The organism is Streptomyces sp. NPDC049813 (assembly GCF_044465085.1).
Taxonomy (GTDB): domain Bacteria; phylum Actinomycetota; class Actinomycetes; order Streptomycetales; family Streptomycetaceae; genus Streptomyces.
The window spans coordinates 36,693-51,258 of sequence record NZ_JBITLI010000014.1; the positions used below are offsets into that span (position 1 = coordinate 36,693).

General features: G+C 71.9%; 13 protein-coding genes. 5 read left to right on the top strand and 8 right to left on the bottom strand.

Annotated features, from left to right (window positions below):
• The first annotated feature begins 41 nt into the window (after window positions 1–41).
• Window positions 42–1,610: an alpha/beta fold hydrolase gene (locus ACIBW6_RS26080; RefSeq protein WP_399063623.1), complete on the top strand. Its 1,569-nt coding sequence runs from the start codon at window positions 42–44 to the stop codon at window positions 1,608–1,610.
• Window positions 1,611–1,714: 104 nt separating this feature from the next.
• Here the strand turns inward: ACIBW6_RS26080 and ACIBW6_RS26085 are convergent, their stop codons facing one another.
• From ACIBW6_RS26085 to ACIBW6_RS26095, 3 genes are all read right to left on the bottom strand, one after another.
• Window positions 1,715–2,164, bottom strand: a complete 450-nt coding sequence (locus tag ACIBW6_RS26085) for a nuclear transport factor 2 family protein (protein ID WP_399063625.1) — start codon at window positions 2,162–2,164, stop codon at window positions 1,715–1,717.
• Between the two features lie 71 nt (window positions 2,165–2,235).
• The gene (locus tag ACIBW6_RS26090) at window positions 2,236–4,953 is read right to left on the bottom strand and encodes an MFS transporter (protein ID WP_399063627.1); all 2,718 of its coding nucleotides are present in this window, start codon (window positions 4,951–4,953) and stop codon (window positions 2,236–2,238) included.
• Window positions 4,946–5,518, bottom strand: coding sequence for a MarR family winged helix-turn-helix transcriptional regulator (locus tag ACIBW6_RS26095; RefSeq protein ID WP_399063629.1), 573 nt, complete (start codon window positions 5,516–5,518; stop codon window positions 4,946–4,948). Before ACIBW6_RS26095 ends, ACIBW6_RS26090 begins: the two co-directional genes overlap by 8 nt.
• Window positions 5,519–5,737: 219 nt before the next feature.
• Here ACIBW6_RS26095 and ACIBW6_RS26100 point away from each other — a divergent pair, with 219 nt between their 5' ends.
• The gene (locus tag ACIBW6_RS26100) at window positions 5,738–6,748 is read left to right on the top strand and encodes a teichoic acid biosynthesis protein C (protein ID WP_399063631.1); all 1,011 of its coding nucleotides are present in this window, start codon (window positions 5,738–5,740) and stop codon (window positions 6,746–6,748) included.
• Window positions 6,749–6,797: 49 nt separating this feature from the next.
• Here the strand turns inward: ACIBW6_RS26100 and ACIBW6_RS26105 are convergent, their stop codons facing one another.
• Entirely contained in the window at window positions 6,798–7,895 is a 1,098-nt protein-coding gene (locus ACIBW6_RS26105) for an SGNH/GDSL hydrolase family protein (protein ID WP_399063633.1), read from the bottom strand.
• 486 nt (window positions 7,896–8,381) lie between these two features.
• Entirely contained in the window at window positions 8,382–8,921 is a 540-nt protein-coding gene (locus tag ACIBW6_RS26110; protein WP_399063634.1) for a PH domain-containing protein, read from the bottom strand.
• 328 nt (window positions 8,922–9,249) lie between these two features.
• Here ACIBW6_RS26110 and ACIBW6_RS26115 point away from each other — a divergent pair, with 328 nt between their 5' ends.
• Together ACIBW6_RS26115 and ACIBW6_RS26120 are read left to right on the top strand one after the other, a co-directional pair.
• Window positions 9,250–9,822, top strand: a complete 573-nt coding sequence (locus ACIBW6_RS26115) for a GNAT family N-acetyltransferase (protein ID WP_399063636.1) — start codon at window positions 9,250–9,252, stop codon at window positions 9,820–9,822.
• A gap of 65 nt (window positions 9,823–9,887) precedes the next feature.
• On the top strand, window positions 9,888–10,373 hold the full coding sequence (locus tag ACIBW6_RS26120) for a MarR family winged helix-turn-helix transcriptional regulator (protein WP_399063638.1): 486 nt from the start codon (window positions 9,888–9,890) through the stop codon (window positions 10,371–10,373).
• Here the strand turns inward: ACIBW6_RS26120 and ACIBW6_RS26125 are convergent, their stop codons facing one another.
• The 3 genes from ACIBW6_RS26125 to ACIBW6_RS26135 form a co-directional block, all read right to left on the bottom strand.
• Window positions 10,374–11,021 carry a LysE family translocator gene (locus ACIBW6_RS26125; protein ID WP_399063640.1) on the bottom strand — a complete coding sequence of 216 codons (648 nt, stop codon included), beginning with the start codon at window positions 11,019–11,021 and terminating at the stop codon, window positions 10,374–10,376.
• A 133-nt stretch (window positions 11,022–11,154) separates the two neighbouring features.
• Window positions 11,155–11,748, bottom strand: a complete 594-nt coding sequence (locus tag ACIBW6_RS26130) for a hemerythrin domain-containing protein (RefSeq protein WP_399063642.1) — start codon at window positions 11,746–11,748, stop codon at window positions 11,155–11,157.
• Window positions 11,749–11,889: 141 nt separating this feature from the next.
• Window positions 11,890–13,392 carry an MFS transporter gene (locus ACIBW6_RS26135; protein ID WP_399063644.1) on the bottom strand — a complete coding sequence of 501 codons (1,503 nt, stop codon included), beginning with the start codon at window positions 13,390–13,392 and terminating at the stop codon, window positions 11,890–11,892.
• A 168-nt stretch (window positions 13,393–13,560) separates the two neighbouring features.
• Between ACIBW6_RS26135 and sigJ the strand changes: the two genes are divergently transcribed.
• Window positions 13,561–14,523, top strand: coding sequence for an RNA polymerase sigma factor SigJ (sigJ, locus tag ACIBW6_RS26140; protein WP_399063646.1), 963 nt, complete (start codon window positions 13,561–13,563; stop codon window positions 14,521–14,523).
• Window positions 14,524–14,566 lie beyond the last annotated feature (43 nt).

Below are 14,566 nucleotides of genomic sequence, written 5' to 3' on the forward strand. Positions count from 1 at the left end.
CCGGGCGCGGAGGGCGACGGCGTTCACGAGGAGTGTGGGACATGACGGAGTTCGTGCTGGTGCCGGGGCTGTTCACCGGACCGCGGGCGTGGCGGGCCGCCGCGGAGGAGCTGACCGCCCGGGGTGCCAGGACGCACCTGGTGGATCTCGGGCCCGCGGCCGATCTGGAGGAGCACATCGCCCGGGTCGTCGAGTCCGTCGACGCGATCGGTGCGCCGGAGGGTGAGCGGGACATCGTCCTGGTCGGGCACGACTACGGCCTGCACCCGGCGGTGGGCGCGGCCGACCGGCGCGCGGACCGGGTCGCGCGGATCGTCTACGTCGACACGGCCCCCGTGCGGGACGGCGTGCCCGCGCTGGCGGCCCTCGCCCATCAGGAGGTGCGCGAGCGGCTCGCAGCGGGCGACACCACGAGTGGGGAACTCCCGCCGCCCGCGCGGGAGGAGTGGCAGCGCTGGGGCAGCACGGCAGGTCTGTCCGACGCGGATCTCGACCTGTTGACCGCGTCCGCGGCGGCCCAGCCGGTGGGTACGCTGACGCAGCCATTGCGGCTGACCGGCGCGGCGGAGCGCCTTCCCAGTACCGGGGTGCTCTGCGCGGGCAGCGGGGCGACCCTCGACACGCTGCGCATGCTGGTGAGCTTCGGTGATCCCGCGCTTGCGGCGCTGGCCCGGCCCGACATCACCTTCTTCGAACTGCCCACCGGGCATTGGCCGATGCTGTCGTGCCCCGGTGACCTGGCCGACGTGCTGCTTGCCGCCGCCGCGGGGGAAGGGGACTGCCTTGTGGTGCCCGAGGGGGCGCCCGGGGCGGGGGCGGGCGGGGTGCCGGGAGCGGCCTCGGGTGGGGTGGAGGGAGCGGCGTCGGGAGAGACGCCGGTTACGCCTGCCTATCAGCGTCCCTTCCTCTTCGACGTGCCGCCGATCGTCCGTGAACGGCGCGGCGCCATCGATCTGTACGTGCCCGAAGACGCGGCGACGGCTCCACGGCCCGCGATCGTGTTCGTGCACGGTGGTCCGGTGCCCGCCGGGGTCGAGCCCACTCCGCGCGACTGGACGACGTTCGTCTCCTACGGGCGTTTCGCCGCCGGGCAGGGCGTGGTCGGGGTGACGCTCGACCACGGCTTGCACGAGGTGAGCGCCTATCCGACGGCGGCCGCGCACCTGGCCGCCGCGGTGGCCGAGGTGCGGGCCGATCCCCGCGTCGACGCGGAGCGGATCGCGCTGTGGTTCTTCTCGGGCAGTGGCCCGATGGCGGCGCCGTGGCTCCGCGAGCAGCCGTCCTGGCTGCGCTGTCTGGCCGCCTGTTACCCGATCATGCGGCCGCTGCCGGGCTGGGGTGCGGACGATCCCCGGTTCCGGCCCGCGGAGGTGGTGGCGCGAGGCGGGACGCCGCCGTTCGTCCTCGTGCGGGCCGGCCTGGAGGCCTCCGCGATCGCGGCGACGGTGGCCGAGTTCGTCACGGCGGCGGAGGCGGGCGGAGCCCCGCTGGAGGTGCTCGACGTGCCGGACGGCCACCACGGCTTCGAGGGCCTCGACCACACCGAGAGCGCGCGCATGGCCGTGCGGGAGGCGATGCGGCGGGTGCTGGAACATCTCGGGCGCGGGTGACGCGTCCGGCTGCGCGGGGTCAGGCCCGGCACGGGCATGTGGCAGGTCCGTCTGCGCCGGGGTCCCGTCGGCCACGGCCGGGCGACCCCTCCACCTGCGCCGCGTCAGGCCCCTCCCGCCGGCGCCGTGCAAGCCTCCGCGATGGCCCGCGTGTCCCAGTAGAACGGCCGGACCTCAGTGATCTGTCCGTGCTCGACCTTGATCGCTTGTAGCAGCGGGAAGCTGAGTTCGCGGCCGGTCGCGTGGGCCCGCGCCCGTATCTGGGTGTGCACCACCGCGGTCTCACCGGTGGCGAGGAACTCCTGGTCCACCATGGTGAACTGCTCCCACACCTCCCCCATCCGCAGGAAGAACCGCGTCATGCCGGCGTGCCCGCGCCAGACGCCGCCGTAGGGCAGGGCGTCCGCCTGGTAGAGCGCGACGTGCGGCGCGAAGAAGGGGGCGAGGAGGTCGAACGAGGCGTCGCCGGGGCCGCCGGCCGCGAGGTACCGCGCCTCGGCCGCGTACATGCCGGTGAGGACCGTCAGGGAGTCCGGAGGGGATGACATCGTCATGCCGCCAGCATGGTCAGCGGGGCTGACCTGGTGCTGGCGGCAATCGGACGTCGTCGTGCGGCCCGCTGTCCCTACCGCGCCGTGGCCTCGTGGCTGAGGTCCACGTCCGCGTCCCGCGTGCCGGCGCCCGCCACGTGCAGCGCCAGGGCGCGCGGGGCGTAGCCGCCGGCGATCACGGTGTAGTCGCCGGTGTCGAGGTCGTCGAAGGCGTAGACGCCGTCGGCTCCGGTGACCGTGGTTGCGGTGGTGTTGCCCGCCGTGTCGAGCAGGGTGACCCGGGCGTCCTCCACGGGCTCCCCCGCGCGGTTGCGGACGGTGCCGTGGACGCGGGCGCCCGGGTCGAGCCGGATCTGGTAGCGGTTGGCGGCGCCGCCCGCCACCTCGGCCGGCAGCGCGGCCGGACGGTGTCCGGGCGCGCTGACCGCGAGGGTGTAGCCGCCGGGGACGAGGTCGGCGAAGTCGAAGTCGCCCGCGTAGTCGGCGGTCTGCGAGGCGACGACTTCGCCGCGCACGTCAGTGGCGATGACGAGGGCGCCGGGCAGCGGACGGTCTCCGGGTGCGGCGACGACCGTACCGGAGAGACCGGCCGCGCCCGCGAGCACGAGGTCGAAGTCGACGAGGCCGTCGCCCACCGCGATGGTGGTGGCCTGCGGCTGACGGGCGCCGCCGGAGGCGATCAGGACGTACGTGCCCGCGGCGGGCGCGGCGAGCGCGTAGTGGCCGCTCGCTCCGGTGGTCGTCCGGCCGAGCTGGCTGCCTCGCAGATCGATCAGTGTGACCACGGCCCCGGCCACCGGTGCTCCGGCGCCGTCGCGGATGTGGCCGCGGACGCCCGTGGCGGGTTCGCCCGTGGCGGATTCGTCCGTGGGCAGGGCGACGGGGGCGGCGGCCCCGGCCGACGTCAGCGCGTCCACCGCGGCCGGGGTGTCCGTCTCCCCCGGGCTCGCCGTGTCCATGGCCCCGGTCACCGAGGGGTCCCCCTGCGCAGGCGTGTCCACCGCCGGCTGAGGTGCGTCACCGGTCTCCTGCGCGGCGCGCGCCTCCAGTCCGGAGACCTTGCGCAGCGGGACCTCCTTGGTCCACAGGACCAGGAGGAACGCGATCGCGATGACGCCCGCCGCGATGAGGAACACCACGTGCATGGAGTCGGCGAACCCCTGCTTGAAGGGCTCCGACAAGCGCGGGTCGAGCTGCTGGATGAACGAGGAGTCGCTCAGGACGTCGGAGCCACCACCGCCCGCGCCGGGATGCTTCAGCATGTCGAGGACCGGCTTGCTGGCCGGGTCGGAGACGACCGACGGGTCCTGGAGCGCGGCCTGGAACCGGGGCGTCCCGGCGGCCGACCGGAACGCCGAGGCGATCTTGTCGCCGACGTTCGAGAACAGCACGGACAGGAAGATGGCCGTACCGGCGGTGGCGCCCATCTGCCGGAAGAACGTGGAGGAGGCGGTCGCCACGCCCATGTCCTGCGGCGGCACCGCGTTCTGCACGGCGAGCACGAGGGTCTGCATGCAGCCGCCGAGGCCGAGGCCGAAGACGAGCATGTAGACCATGGACTCCCACAACGGGGTGTCCCACTGGACCTCGAAGTGGAACAGCAGCAGCGCCGTCACCATGAGGACGGTGCCGATGGTCGGGAAGATCTTGTAGCGGCCGGTCTTCGCGGTGATCTGGCCGGAGACGACGGACGCGATGATCATGCCGAGCATCAGCGGCAGCATCTCCAGGCCGGACCTGGTGGGGCTCGCGCCCTTCACGATCTGCAGGTACTGCGGGATCATCAGCATCCCGCCGAACATGCCCGCGCCGATCAGCACGGACAGCACGCTGGTCTTGCTGAACGTCGGGTTGCGGAAGAGCCGCATCGGGATCAGCGCGTCGTCGCCCATCCGGCGCTCCACGAGGATCCAGGCGATGATGCCGAGCACGCCGATGCCGTAGCAGGCCAGTGAGCCGGTGGAGCCCCAGCCCCACTCGCGGCCCTGCTCGGCGACGAGCAGCAGCGGCACGACGCCGAGGGCGATGGTGACCGCGCCCCACCAGTCGATGCGGCGGTCGCGGCGGGTGTGCGGGATGTTCAGGACCTTGGCGACGACGAACAGGGCGATGACGCCGATCGGCACGTTCACCAGGAACACCCAGCGCCAGCCGACGACGCCCAGGATGCTGTCCTGACCGGCGAGGAAGCCGCCGATGAGCGGTCCCGCGACGCTGGAGGTGGCGAAGGTGGCGAGCATGTACCCCTGGTAGCGGGCCCGCTCGCGGGGCGGCACGATGTCGCCGATGATCGCCAGCGCGAGCGACATCAGGCCGCCGGCGCCGATGCCCTGCACGGCGCGGAACGCGGCCAGCTCGGTCATCGACGTCGAGAACGTGCACAGCGCGGAACCCGCGATGAAGATGCTGATCGCGCCCAGGAAGTAGGGCTTGCGGCCGTGCAGGTCGGACAGCTTGCCGTAGAGCGGCGTCGCGATCGTCGAGGTGATCAGGTACGCCGTCGTCGCCCATGCCTGCTGGCTCAGGCCGTGCAGGTCGTCCGCGATGGTGCGGATCGAGGTGGAGACGATGGTCTGGTCGAGCGCGGCCAGGAACATGCCCAGCATCAGGCCGCTCAGGATGGTCAGGATCTGGCGGTGGCTCAGGCCACCGCCGCCTCCGCCGCCACCGCCGGACGGAGCGGTGGATATCGCCCGGCCGCTCTTCCCGGTCGTCTTCTTGTGGGTCCCCCGATGCGTCTGCTCGGCGGACGGTGCGGTGTCCCGGCGCGGCGCCGACACGGCCTCACTCATACGTGCTTGCTCCCTGCTGCGCCACGATGCCGGGGCTGTCCCCGTCGCCGTGGCGTTTTTGTTGATGTGCCACCAGATCGTCGTTGAGGCGGGTCATCAGCCGGATCAGCTGGTACCGGTCCTCGGGGGGCCAGGGGGCCAGGAGCTCCGCCAGCTGCGCGTCGCGCTGCCGTCGGTACGTCTCGTAGACCGCCCGGCCGGACTCGGTCGCGTACAGCAGTGTGCCGCGCCGGTCCTGCGGGTCGGGCCGCCGCTCGATCAGGCCCCGCTCCACCATGGAGCGCACCTGGCGGCTGACCGTGGACAGGTCGAGGAAGGTGTCGGCGGCGAGGTCGGTGGCCCGCTGCTCGCCGTCCCGGACCAGGCGGGCCAGCAGGACGCGCTCACCGGCGCCCTGCTCCAGTCTGGTGCGGTGCCTGCGCGCCGCGACCAGCCGGGTGAACCGCACGATCTCGGTCCCGAGACCGGCCCCGGCCTCCTCGGCGCTCGCGGCCCCGACGGGCCCCGGGTCCGCGACGGCCCGGGACTCCCCCGCCTCGGGGGCATCGACCGTCCCCTTGCCCATGCCCCGCCCCTTTCCCGCGTCCTGTCAGATTTTATTGCTTGTATCCACCAAGTGAGTGTAGGGGGCCCGGAGCGATGGCCGGTACGGGGGCCGGGAGACGTCCTCCCTTCGGGTGAAAACCGGGCTGGGGGCGCCTCGGCACCGGATCACGGAGCCACTGTTCTGGTGCCGGTGCGCCGACCGGATCACTCCACGTCGACCAGTCGAGAGGTGGCTTCCGTGGCCAGGTTCGTTCCCCGGCCGCCCACGCGCAGGAACGCGCTGAGAGCGGCGGCTCTGCCCCTGGGCCTCGCCCTTCCGGCCGCACCGGCCCGGGCCGCCGACGCGACGAGGGCCCGGCACGACGCGTCCGGGCTCGCCACGCCCGGGGTCCCGTGGCTCACCGGTGTGCGCCTGCGGTACGGCACCGTGCTCCAGTCCTTCGCCTTCGACGAGTCCCACCGCTGCCTGTACGCGTTGCAGGTGGTGGGCGGCGGTGTGCGGCTGCCGGGTGAGCAGCGGGCGTACACCCATGCCGAGCGCGTCAGCCGCGGGGATCTCTGCCTCAACCGTCTGACCTTCCGGGGTGTACTCACCGGTTTCATGGTCCTCAAGGGTTTCGGGCACGGCGGGGCGATGGGTGTCGAGCAGCATCGCAAGGGCAGCCGGCTGTGGACGGAGTGGTCGGCCCACCCCGTCTCCGGCTACGGCCGGGGGGTCTGCTGGTTCACGTTCGCCGACGGCCGGGTCCTCGGGCGGACCAGCGCCCGCCTGACGGTCCACACGCCCGTGCCGGGCTCCACCAGCAACAGCGTCACGCTCGACCAGAGCCGGCGCCGGCTGCTGCTCCGCTACAAGACCGGTGGCGATCCCCGGTTCGCGGTGTACGACCTCGACCGCTTCGCCGCCGGGCGGTTCAAGCCCCTCGCCGACTTCGCCCAGCCCGGCGCCGACCTGGGCCTCCCCTTCCAGGGCATGACGCTGCACGGCGACACGCTCTACCAACTCATGGGCAGCGGCTACAGTCCCGGCAACTTCCCCGAGTTCGGCGGCGACACGTATCTCGGCCGCACCGACTGGCGTACCCGTACCTCGCACCGCGTCTTTCCGGAACAGACCGCCGCGCACCTTTCTCCTCGGGAACCGGAAGGACTCGCGGTACGCCTCGGTGACCGGCGGCTGTACTTCGGCCTCACGCACGGGGCGCCGGGGGCCATGCGGTTCTCCCTGTACTCCAAGGGGCTGCGCTGACGAAGGGTTCCGGCCGCTGCCCGGCGCCTGTGGCCGGCGGCGTCGGCCGTCAGTGCCGCAGGAGCCGCAGGTCGACCGCGTCCGCCATGGCGCGCATCCCGGTGTCGTCGGGGTGGATGTGGTCGCCCGAGTCGTAGGCGGCGTCGAGGGCGGCGGGGTCGGCGGGGTCGCGCAGGGCCCGGTCGAAGTCGACGAGGCCGTCGAAGGCGCCGCTGGTCCGGATCCACCGGTTGACGTCCTGACGCGTCTCCTCGGCGGCGGGCGTGTAGTACCCGTTGCCCTTGACCGGCATGAGGGTGGCGCCGATGACACGGACACCGGCCGCGTGGGCCTGGCGGATCAGCGTCCGGTAGCCGTCGACGAGGTCCCGCACGGTCAGCGGTCCGCCGTCGGGGCCCGCGTCGTTGCCGATGTCGTTGATGCCCTGGAGGAGGATCACGTCCCGTACGCCGGGGCGGGCGAGGGCGTCATGGGCGAACCGTTCGAGGGCGCTGACCCCCTGCCAGGGGTTGGGCACGTCGGTCAGGACGCGGTTGCCGCCGATGCCCGCGTTCACCACGCTCAGCCGCTGCGGACCCGGCCGGCCGGCGATGCGGCGGGCGAGGAAGTCGGGCCAGCGGGTGTAGGTGCCGGTGGAGGAGTGATACCCGTCGGTGATGGAGTCGCCGAAGGCGACGACGGTGCCGTGAGCGGTGGGTGCGACGACATCGAGGCCGGCCAGGTAGTACCAGGAGGTCGTCCTGGTGTCGAAGGCGTCGGCGCCGAGGTCGCCGGTGTGGTCGCCGGCCGCGGTGTACGTGGTGTCGAACGCGTCGGAGTGCCAGGTCGACATGCCGGTCGCACCCGGCACGAACAGGCTGACGAGCAGGTTCTGTTCGGCCTCGACCTTGATCGGGATGGTGTCGCTGATCCGCTCCTCGCCTGCCGGGACGGTGAGCGTGGCGGAACCGCCGAACGTGACGTGCCGTGCCGTACCGGGTCGCCCCGCACCGCCGGACGCCTGGACCGCCACCTGCACCGCCGCGACGTGGAGCGCCTGCGGGCTGTAGCGGTTGGAGAGCGTGATGCGGGCCGCCGAACCCGAGACGCTCGGATGCACGACCATACGCAGGGTCCGGTTCTCGAAGGAGGGCCCGCCGGTCGTCATCCCCGGGGACCATGCGCCGACGCGATTCCCCTGCGCGGCAGTTGGCGCCGGAGCGCCCGCCGCGACGCCCGCCGCCGGCCACACCGCGAGGACCAGCGCCATCAACGCCCCCGCCACGGCCGCCCCACGCCCTCGCCGTCGCCCTCGGCCCGCCGCACCAGTCGCCCAGTTCCAGACCATCGACCCTGTCCCCTTCGCCCTGCGCCCAGGTGACGCCGCGACCCTGACACCACGGGAACGTAGAGCCATTAATTTCCTTCGTCAATAATTAAATCGCCACCTCTTCCGCCCGGCCGTGGCAGACACTTGATCATCGACGCCTGCTGCCGCGGGATCGCACGGTCTCGGCGAAGATCGGAACCCCGAAGCGGGCTTCACACAAATAAGCGGAAGCCCCGGCTGCAGGATCTCCCCCGGCCGGGGCTCCGCCGACGTACTTCGCCGCGCGCCAGATCGGGCACGGTGAGTCGCCCCTGGTCGCCCGGTCTACAAGCTGTCGAGGATCTTGGTCCGCCTGTCGCGGTATTCCTCGTCGGTGATCGCGCCGCCGGCGCGCAATTGGTCCAGCGTGGCCAACCGGCTCGCCACGTCTCCTCCAGGCGTGGAAGGCAGCGGCGCGGAACTCGGCGTCGCACCGGGGGCTCCGGCGAGCCGCGCACGCAAGCGGTCGGCCAGGTCCTTACCCTGAGCCTTCGGCATCTGCTTGATCTCTGCCTTGTTGCCCGACGTGAACACCTGCAATGTGCCCAAGATCATCCCGCCCGACCACTGCACCGAACTGATCCGCGCGTAGGGGAAGTCCTCCACCTGCTGCGACATGATCCCGTGCTTCAGAAAGATCAACCGCTTGTCGGTCATTGCGACCAGACCATTGCCCTTGCCATAGACCCCCGTCGCGAGCATTTCGACCGTCTCGTCCTCCCACAGCACCTCGGGCAGCCGTTGGATCTCACGCTTCGACCCGAGCGTGTTCTGCAACTTCGCGGCCGCCGCGTCGATATCGGGCCGCACATCGAAGGTCGCCATCAGGACCCCTCTCCACACCTAACGGAGGCGCCCGGTGGGGCAGGCGCAGGAACGTGGGGGGACCAGCCAGTCTAATGCTTTGGCCGCACAGGTTTCTGGGATTGCCCGACGTAGCGGATGGTCCGTCGGCGCGCACTCGACGCGTCGCTTCGTGCGCCTAGGCAGTCATCTTGACGTCGCTTCGTGAGCCTAGGCAGTCATCTTGACAACGACGGCACTTGGCGAGCTTCGCGTCGATCCGCACGGAGAATGACGTCCAGCCGTAGCTCACGGCGCGGGAGTCGATAACGGGTGTCCTCTTGCCCTGGGCGGTCGCGAGAATTGGCCCATGACGTTGACCACGCCCACACTGCACACCGCTCGTCTCAGGTTGCGGCCCTTCGCCGAGGGCGACGCGGAGCGGCTCTTCGTGCTGCACAGCAATGCCCGCGTGATGCGCTACTGGGACTCCCCCGCGTGGCGGGACCCGGCGCGTGCCGGGCGATTCGTCGCGCGGTGCCGGGAGTTGGCGGAGGAGGGGGCCGGGGCGCGCGTCGCTGTCGAGCGCGTGGCTGACGGGGGCTTCGCCGGTTGGGCCGGGCTCGTCGAGTGGGACCCGGTCCACCGCAGCGCGTCGTTGGGCTACGTCCTCGACGAGGCGATGTGGGGCCGCGGTTACGCGACGGAGGCCGCCCACGCCCTGTTGCGGTGGGCGTTCGACGCGCTGGACCTGAACCGGGTGCAGGCCGAGGTCGACACGCGGAACGCCGCGTCCGCCCGCGTGCTGGAGAAGCTCGGGTTCGTCCGCGAAGGCACGCTGCGCGAGGACTGCGTCGTGGACGGCGAGGTGTCCGACTCCTGGATCTACGGCTTGCTCAGGCAGGAGTGGCAGCCGCGGGCCGTGGCCTCGCCGGGTCCGTGAGGCCGCGCCCCAGGAGAGGGCAACGCGCTTGACCTCAAGCATGGTTGAGTTTCTACGTTCTTCCCATGACCGTTTCCAGCAGTGCTCCAGCCCCCTTCGCCCCCTCCCACGACGACTCCGGTCTCATCGCCCAGCCCATCGGGTACTGGGCCAACGCGGCCGGTCGAGCCGTCGTCCAGAACATCCGCGCCGCGCTCGGCGACCTTGGGCTGACCCAGCCGGCGTGGTGGGTCCTGGCCCGCCTCAGCGCGGCGCCCGAGGGCTGGGACCGGGCGGAGTTGATCGCGTTCCTGCGCTACTACCCGGGTCCCGGCGACGATCTGCCCGCCGACATCGACAGCCTCGTCGCCCGGGGGTTGGTCTCCCAGGACGAGGACGAGCACCTGCTGCTCACCGACGCGGGCGCGGAACTCTACTCCCGTGCCGCCGCACGCCAGTCGGAGCTGCGGCAGCAGACGCACGAGGGGATTCCGGACGAGGAGTACGCCCGCGCCCTGAAGGTCTTGCAGCGCATGATCTACAACGTGCGCGGGGACGCGTGGCATCACTGATCACGGGCTCTCCACCGCCAGCTTCCCCGCGAACGCGATCATGGCGACCCCGCCCCCGGCCTTGAGCATCCGCACCCGCCGGCTCTTCTTCAGGAACCAGCTGCGCAGCGACACCGCGGCGCAGACCCATACCGTCTCGATGAGGGCCTGCGCCACGCCTCCGGCGAGGCCGATGATCAGCATCTGGAGGACCGGATCGGCGTGGGAGTGGTCGACGAACTGGGGCAGGATGGCCATCAGCGACACGATGCTCTTCGGGTTGGCCACGCCGACGACGAAGCCCTGCCGTACCGACCGCGCCCACGACGGCCCGCCCGGGGCGTCGGTCGTGGCGGAGAACTCCTGCGCGAGGTTCGCGCGCGCGGAGCGCAGGGCGTTGACTCCGAGCCACAGCAGGTAACAGGCGCCAACGACCTTGACGACCATGAAAAGTTGGGCCGACGCGGCGACGACGGCCCCGAGGCCCGCGAGCACGAGCGCCAGCAGGACGAGGCCACCAAGCGCGTTGCCCAGCACGATCCACAGCGCGGACCGGCGCCCCACGGTGACGGCGCGGCTGGTCTCCAGCAGGACGGAGGGCCCTGGGATCGCGGACAGGACGGCCGACAGGGTCAGGAAGCCGACGAGGAGGCTCAGGTTCACGGGCATGGTGAGGGAAGGTAGCCGAAGGCCGGTTCGAAGGGGAAGGGCGTTCGCGGCGGCCGGCGGGCCGGCCCGTGCCCGGCGCCGGCCCGCGGCACCGGGCACGTGGTCGGCCCGCCCGCTCGGCTGCTCGCTCGCCTCAGCGCCTGTTCCACAGTTTCCGCTTGAGGTAACTCCGCTGCCAGAAAAGGCTGTTCAGGACCCGGACGGGTGGCGGCATGGAACGGAGGAACCTGTCGCGTTCCGCTCCCGGCACACCGTCGATGATCCACGGGACGTAGACCGCCGCGCCCTTCACTCCCTGCGCCGTACGCATGCCGCCCGCGAACGCCTTCCAGTCGGCAGGGGTCAGGACCTCCTGGATGAGGGGAAGCGCGCTGTTCTCCTCGTGGTCGAGGTGGTGGACCAGGTCGTCCCGGAGCGCTCTGACGTCCTCCGCGAGGCTGGTCGAGCCGTGGGCGAGCGCCGCGTCGACGGTGGCGAGCAGGGGGTCGATCCGTGCGTGTTCCGCTTCCATGTCGGCGAGCAGCGCGAGGTCCCGCGGGCGGTGCGTCACCTGTACCTGGAGCCGCGGCCACAGGTGACTGTCCTCGACGGTGTGGTGGATGTGCAGCTGGTGCTTGAAGTTGGCCCATCCGGCGAGGACTCCGGGGGTGTGAGCCGTCCCGGCGTCGGCCGCCGTCACGAGCCGGTCGAGGTCGCGGCGGAACGCGTCGTGGGTCGCGTACATCATCAGGAAGTCGATGGATGCGGACTGCGGTTGTTCCCCTTCCTGTGACGGTCGGTTCTGCCGGGCTGTTTCGTCGTTCCGCGGCCGGGCTCCGGTCATGGTCCCTCGCCTTTCTGAGCTGAACGGTCGGATGGGCGGGTCACCTCAGTGCGCCGTGGGCGTGGTCGCCGCCGGTCGTGGGGCCGCCGTGGTCGGGGGCAGGCCGTGCGGGTCCGGGGGCGTGCCGGTGTGCCGTCGTACGACGAGGCAGGCGGCCGCGGCGAGCAGCAGCACACCGGCCGGCACGAGCATCGCCGGACCCATGGCGTCGACGAAGGCATGTCCGAAGGCCGCCCGGCCCGCGGGGCCCGTCCCGGCCCGCGGTCCGCCCACCTCCACCCCGAGCTGTCCTTGGAGAACCGCTCCGACCACCGCTCCGGCGAGTACCGAACCGACTTGCCGCAGGGCGTTGTTGACACCGGAGGCGGCTCCGGAGAGGTGGGGCGGCACGTTGCGCATGACCTCGGTGGCCATCGGCGCGAAGGTGCAGCCCGCGCCGAGTCCGGTGAGCAGGAGGGGGCCTGCGACGCTGGTCCAGGAGCGGCCGACGTCGGCGGTGGCGACGATCCAGACGAGGCCGCCCGCGTACGCGCTCACCCCGCCCATCAGGACGTACTTGCCGCCGATCCGGTCCGCGAGGAGGCCTGCGGGGCCCGCCGTCACCATGGAGCCGAGCGCGAGCGGCAGCAGGACGAGGCCGGACTTGAGCGCGCTGAACTGCAGCACCGACTGGAGGTAGATCGTCAGGGGCAGGAACAGCCCGACGATGCCGAACGACACGGCGATGCCGACGAAGTTGAGGACGGTGAAGTTGCGGTCCTTGAAGAGCGAGAAGGGGATCAGCGGTTCGCTGTCCTGGCGGCCGCGTTGGTGCAGGAGGAAGGCGGCGAACAGGGCGGCCGCGCCGGCGAACAGGGTCCAGATCGCGCTGTTCCAGTGGTAGCGCTGCCCTTCGGTCAGGCCGAAGGCGAGGCAGAGCAGGGCCGCCGAGGCCAGGCCGACGCCCGTGTTGTCGAGGCGGTGGCGGACGGTGCGGCCGGTGGCGGCCGGGATGAGGGTGAGCGCCAGGAACAGGACGAGTGCGCCCAGCGGCAGGTTGACGTAGAAGATCCACCGCCAGTCCAGGTCGGTGATCAGGACGCCGCCGATGATCGGGCCGAGTGCGCCGGAGACGCCCGCGACGGCGCCCCAGATGCCCATCGCGGCGCCGCGCCGGTCGGGCGGGAAGACGTCCGAGACGATCGACAGGGTCTGCGGCATCAGGAGTGCGGCGCCCAGCCCCTGGACCGCGCGGAACGCGATGAGCTGCGCCGGGTCGCGGGCCAGGCCGCAGGCCAGACTCGCGAGCGTGAACACCGCCACGCCCGTGACGAACAGGTTCCGTTTCCCGCGCAGGTCGCCGAGGCGGCCCGCGGTGATCAGGAGGACGGCGAGGGCGAGGGTGTAGGCGTTGACGACCCAGAGGATCTGGTCGAGCGACGCGTCCAGGTCGCCGACCAGGTCGGGGATCGCGATGTTCACGATCGTCAGGTCGAGCAGGGTCATGAAGAATCCGAGGGAGAGCGTGACGAGGATCGCCCACGGATTGCCGTGCCACTTCTTCAGCACTGTGTCGTGTCCTTCCGCTGGTGCTTGTGCTCCTCAGAGGGCGCGCCGGGACCCCGGTGTGACATCCCGGCACGGCGAAGTGACATGCGCCACAAGGGAGTCCGGGGATGTCACACTCGGCGGCGCCGGGGGCCTCTCAGGTGCGTACGCTCACGGGAGGGTTCTGACATGTCCGCAGACCGCGCACGTCCGGCGACCGAGGCCGAGGAGGCGGCGACCCGGCTCTTCGTCGGCCACCGCGAGCTGTTGTTCTCCGTCGTCTACAACATGCTCGGCAGCGTCAGCGACACCGAGGACGTCCTCCAGGAGACCTGGCTGTCGCTGGCCGCCCGCCTCGGCCGGGTCCCGCTGGAGCGGATCGACAAGCCGCGCGCCTACCTCGTACGCATCGCCGTGAACCACGCGCTGGCCCGGCAGTCGGCGATCGAGCGGCGCCGCGAGACGTACGTCGGCCCGTGGCTGCCCGAGCCGCTGGTCGCCGCCGCGCCCGACCGTCCGGCGCCGGACACGGGTGACGCCGCCGAGGTGTCGCTGCGCTCGGAGTCCGTCTCCCTCGCCCTGCTCGTCGTCCTGGAGTCGCTCAGCCCGCTGGAGCGGGCCGTCTTCGTCCTCAACGAGGTGTTCGGGTACGCCCATACGGAGATCGCGGAGGTCCTCGGGCGCAGCCCCGCCGCCGTGCGCCAGCTCGCGCACCGGGCGCGCGCCCACGTCCAGGCCCGCCGCCCGCGCTTCGCGGCCCACCCGCGGGTGCGGCGGGAGGCGACGCGGCGGTTCGTCGAGGCGGCGCTCGGCGGGGACGTGAGCGCGCTGATGGAGATCCTCGCGCCGGACGTCACGATGTGGACCGACGGCGGGGGCAAGGTCCGCCCGGCGGCCCTGCGCCCGGTCCACGGCCGCGAGCAGGTCAGCCGGATGATCGCCTCGTTCGGGCAGCGGCGGGCGGCCAAGGACCTGGAGATCCAGTACCGGCACGTCAACGGCGACCCGTCCGCCGTCGTCTTCGCCGACGACTCCCCGTACGCCGTCATGGTCATGGACCTGGCGCCGGACGGCGACCACGTCGCGGACATCTACCTGGTGACGAACCCGGAGAAGCTGACGCGGGTACGGCAGGAGGAGGAAGCGCGGTGAGCGCCTCGGCGGGGCGACGGTGACGTCCCGTGCCGTGGCGGGC

Bases quoted from the DNA above. Each gene is read 5' to 3' on its own strand.
- ACIBW6_RS26120 (WP_399063638.1), top strand. From the start codon at position 9,888: ATGACCGTTTCCAGCAGTGCTCCAGCCCCCTTCGCCCCCTCCCACGAC.
- sigJ (WP_399063646.1), top strand. From the start codon at position 13,561: ATGTCCGCAGACCGCGCACGTCCGGCGACCGAGGCCGAGGAGGCGGCG.
- ACIBW6_RS26080 (WP_399063623.1), top strand. From the start codon at position 42: ATGACGGAGTTCGTGCTGGTGCCGGGGCTGTTCACCGGACCGCGGGCG.
- ACIBW6_RS26085 (WP_399063625.1), bottom strand. From the start codon at position 2,164: ATGACGATGTCATCCCCTCCGGACTCCCTGACGGTCCTCACCGGCATG.
- ACIBW6_RS26130 (WP_399063642.1), bottom strand. From the start codon at position 11,748: ATGATGTACGCGACCCACGACGCGTTCCGCCGCGACCTCGACCGGCTC.
- ACIBW6_RS26095 (WP_399063629.1), bottom strand. From the start codon at position 5,518: ATGGGCAAGGGGACGGTCGATGCCCCCGAGGCGGGGGAGTCCCGGGCC.
- ACIBW6_RS26105 (WP_399063633.1), bottom strand. From the start codon at position 7,895: ATGACGACCGGCGGGCCCTCCTTCGAGAACCGGACCCTGCGTATGGTC.
- ACIBW6_RS26125 (WP_399063640.1), bottom strand. From the start codon at position 11,021: ATGCCCGTGAACCTGAGCCTCCTCGTCGGCTTCCTGACCCTGTCGGCC.
- ACIBW6_RS26090 (WP_399063627.1), bottom strand. From the start codon at position 4,953: ATGAGTGAGGCCGTGTCGGCGCCGCGCCGGGACACCGCACCGTCCGCC.
- ACIBW6_RS26110 (WP_399063634.1), bottom strand. From the start codon at position 8,921: ATGGCGACCTTCGATGTGCGGCCCGATATCGACGCGGCGGCCGCGAAG.
- ACIBW6_RS26115 (WP_399063636.1), top strand. From the start codon at position 9,250: ATGACGTTGACCACGCCCACACTGCACACCGCTCGTCTCAGGTTGCGG.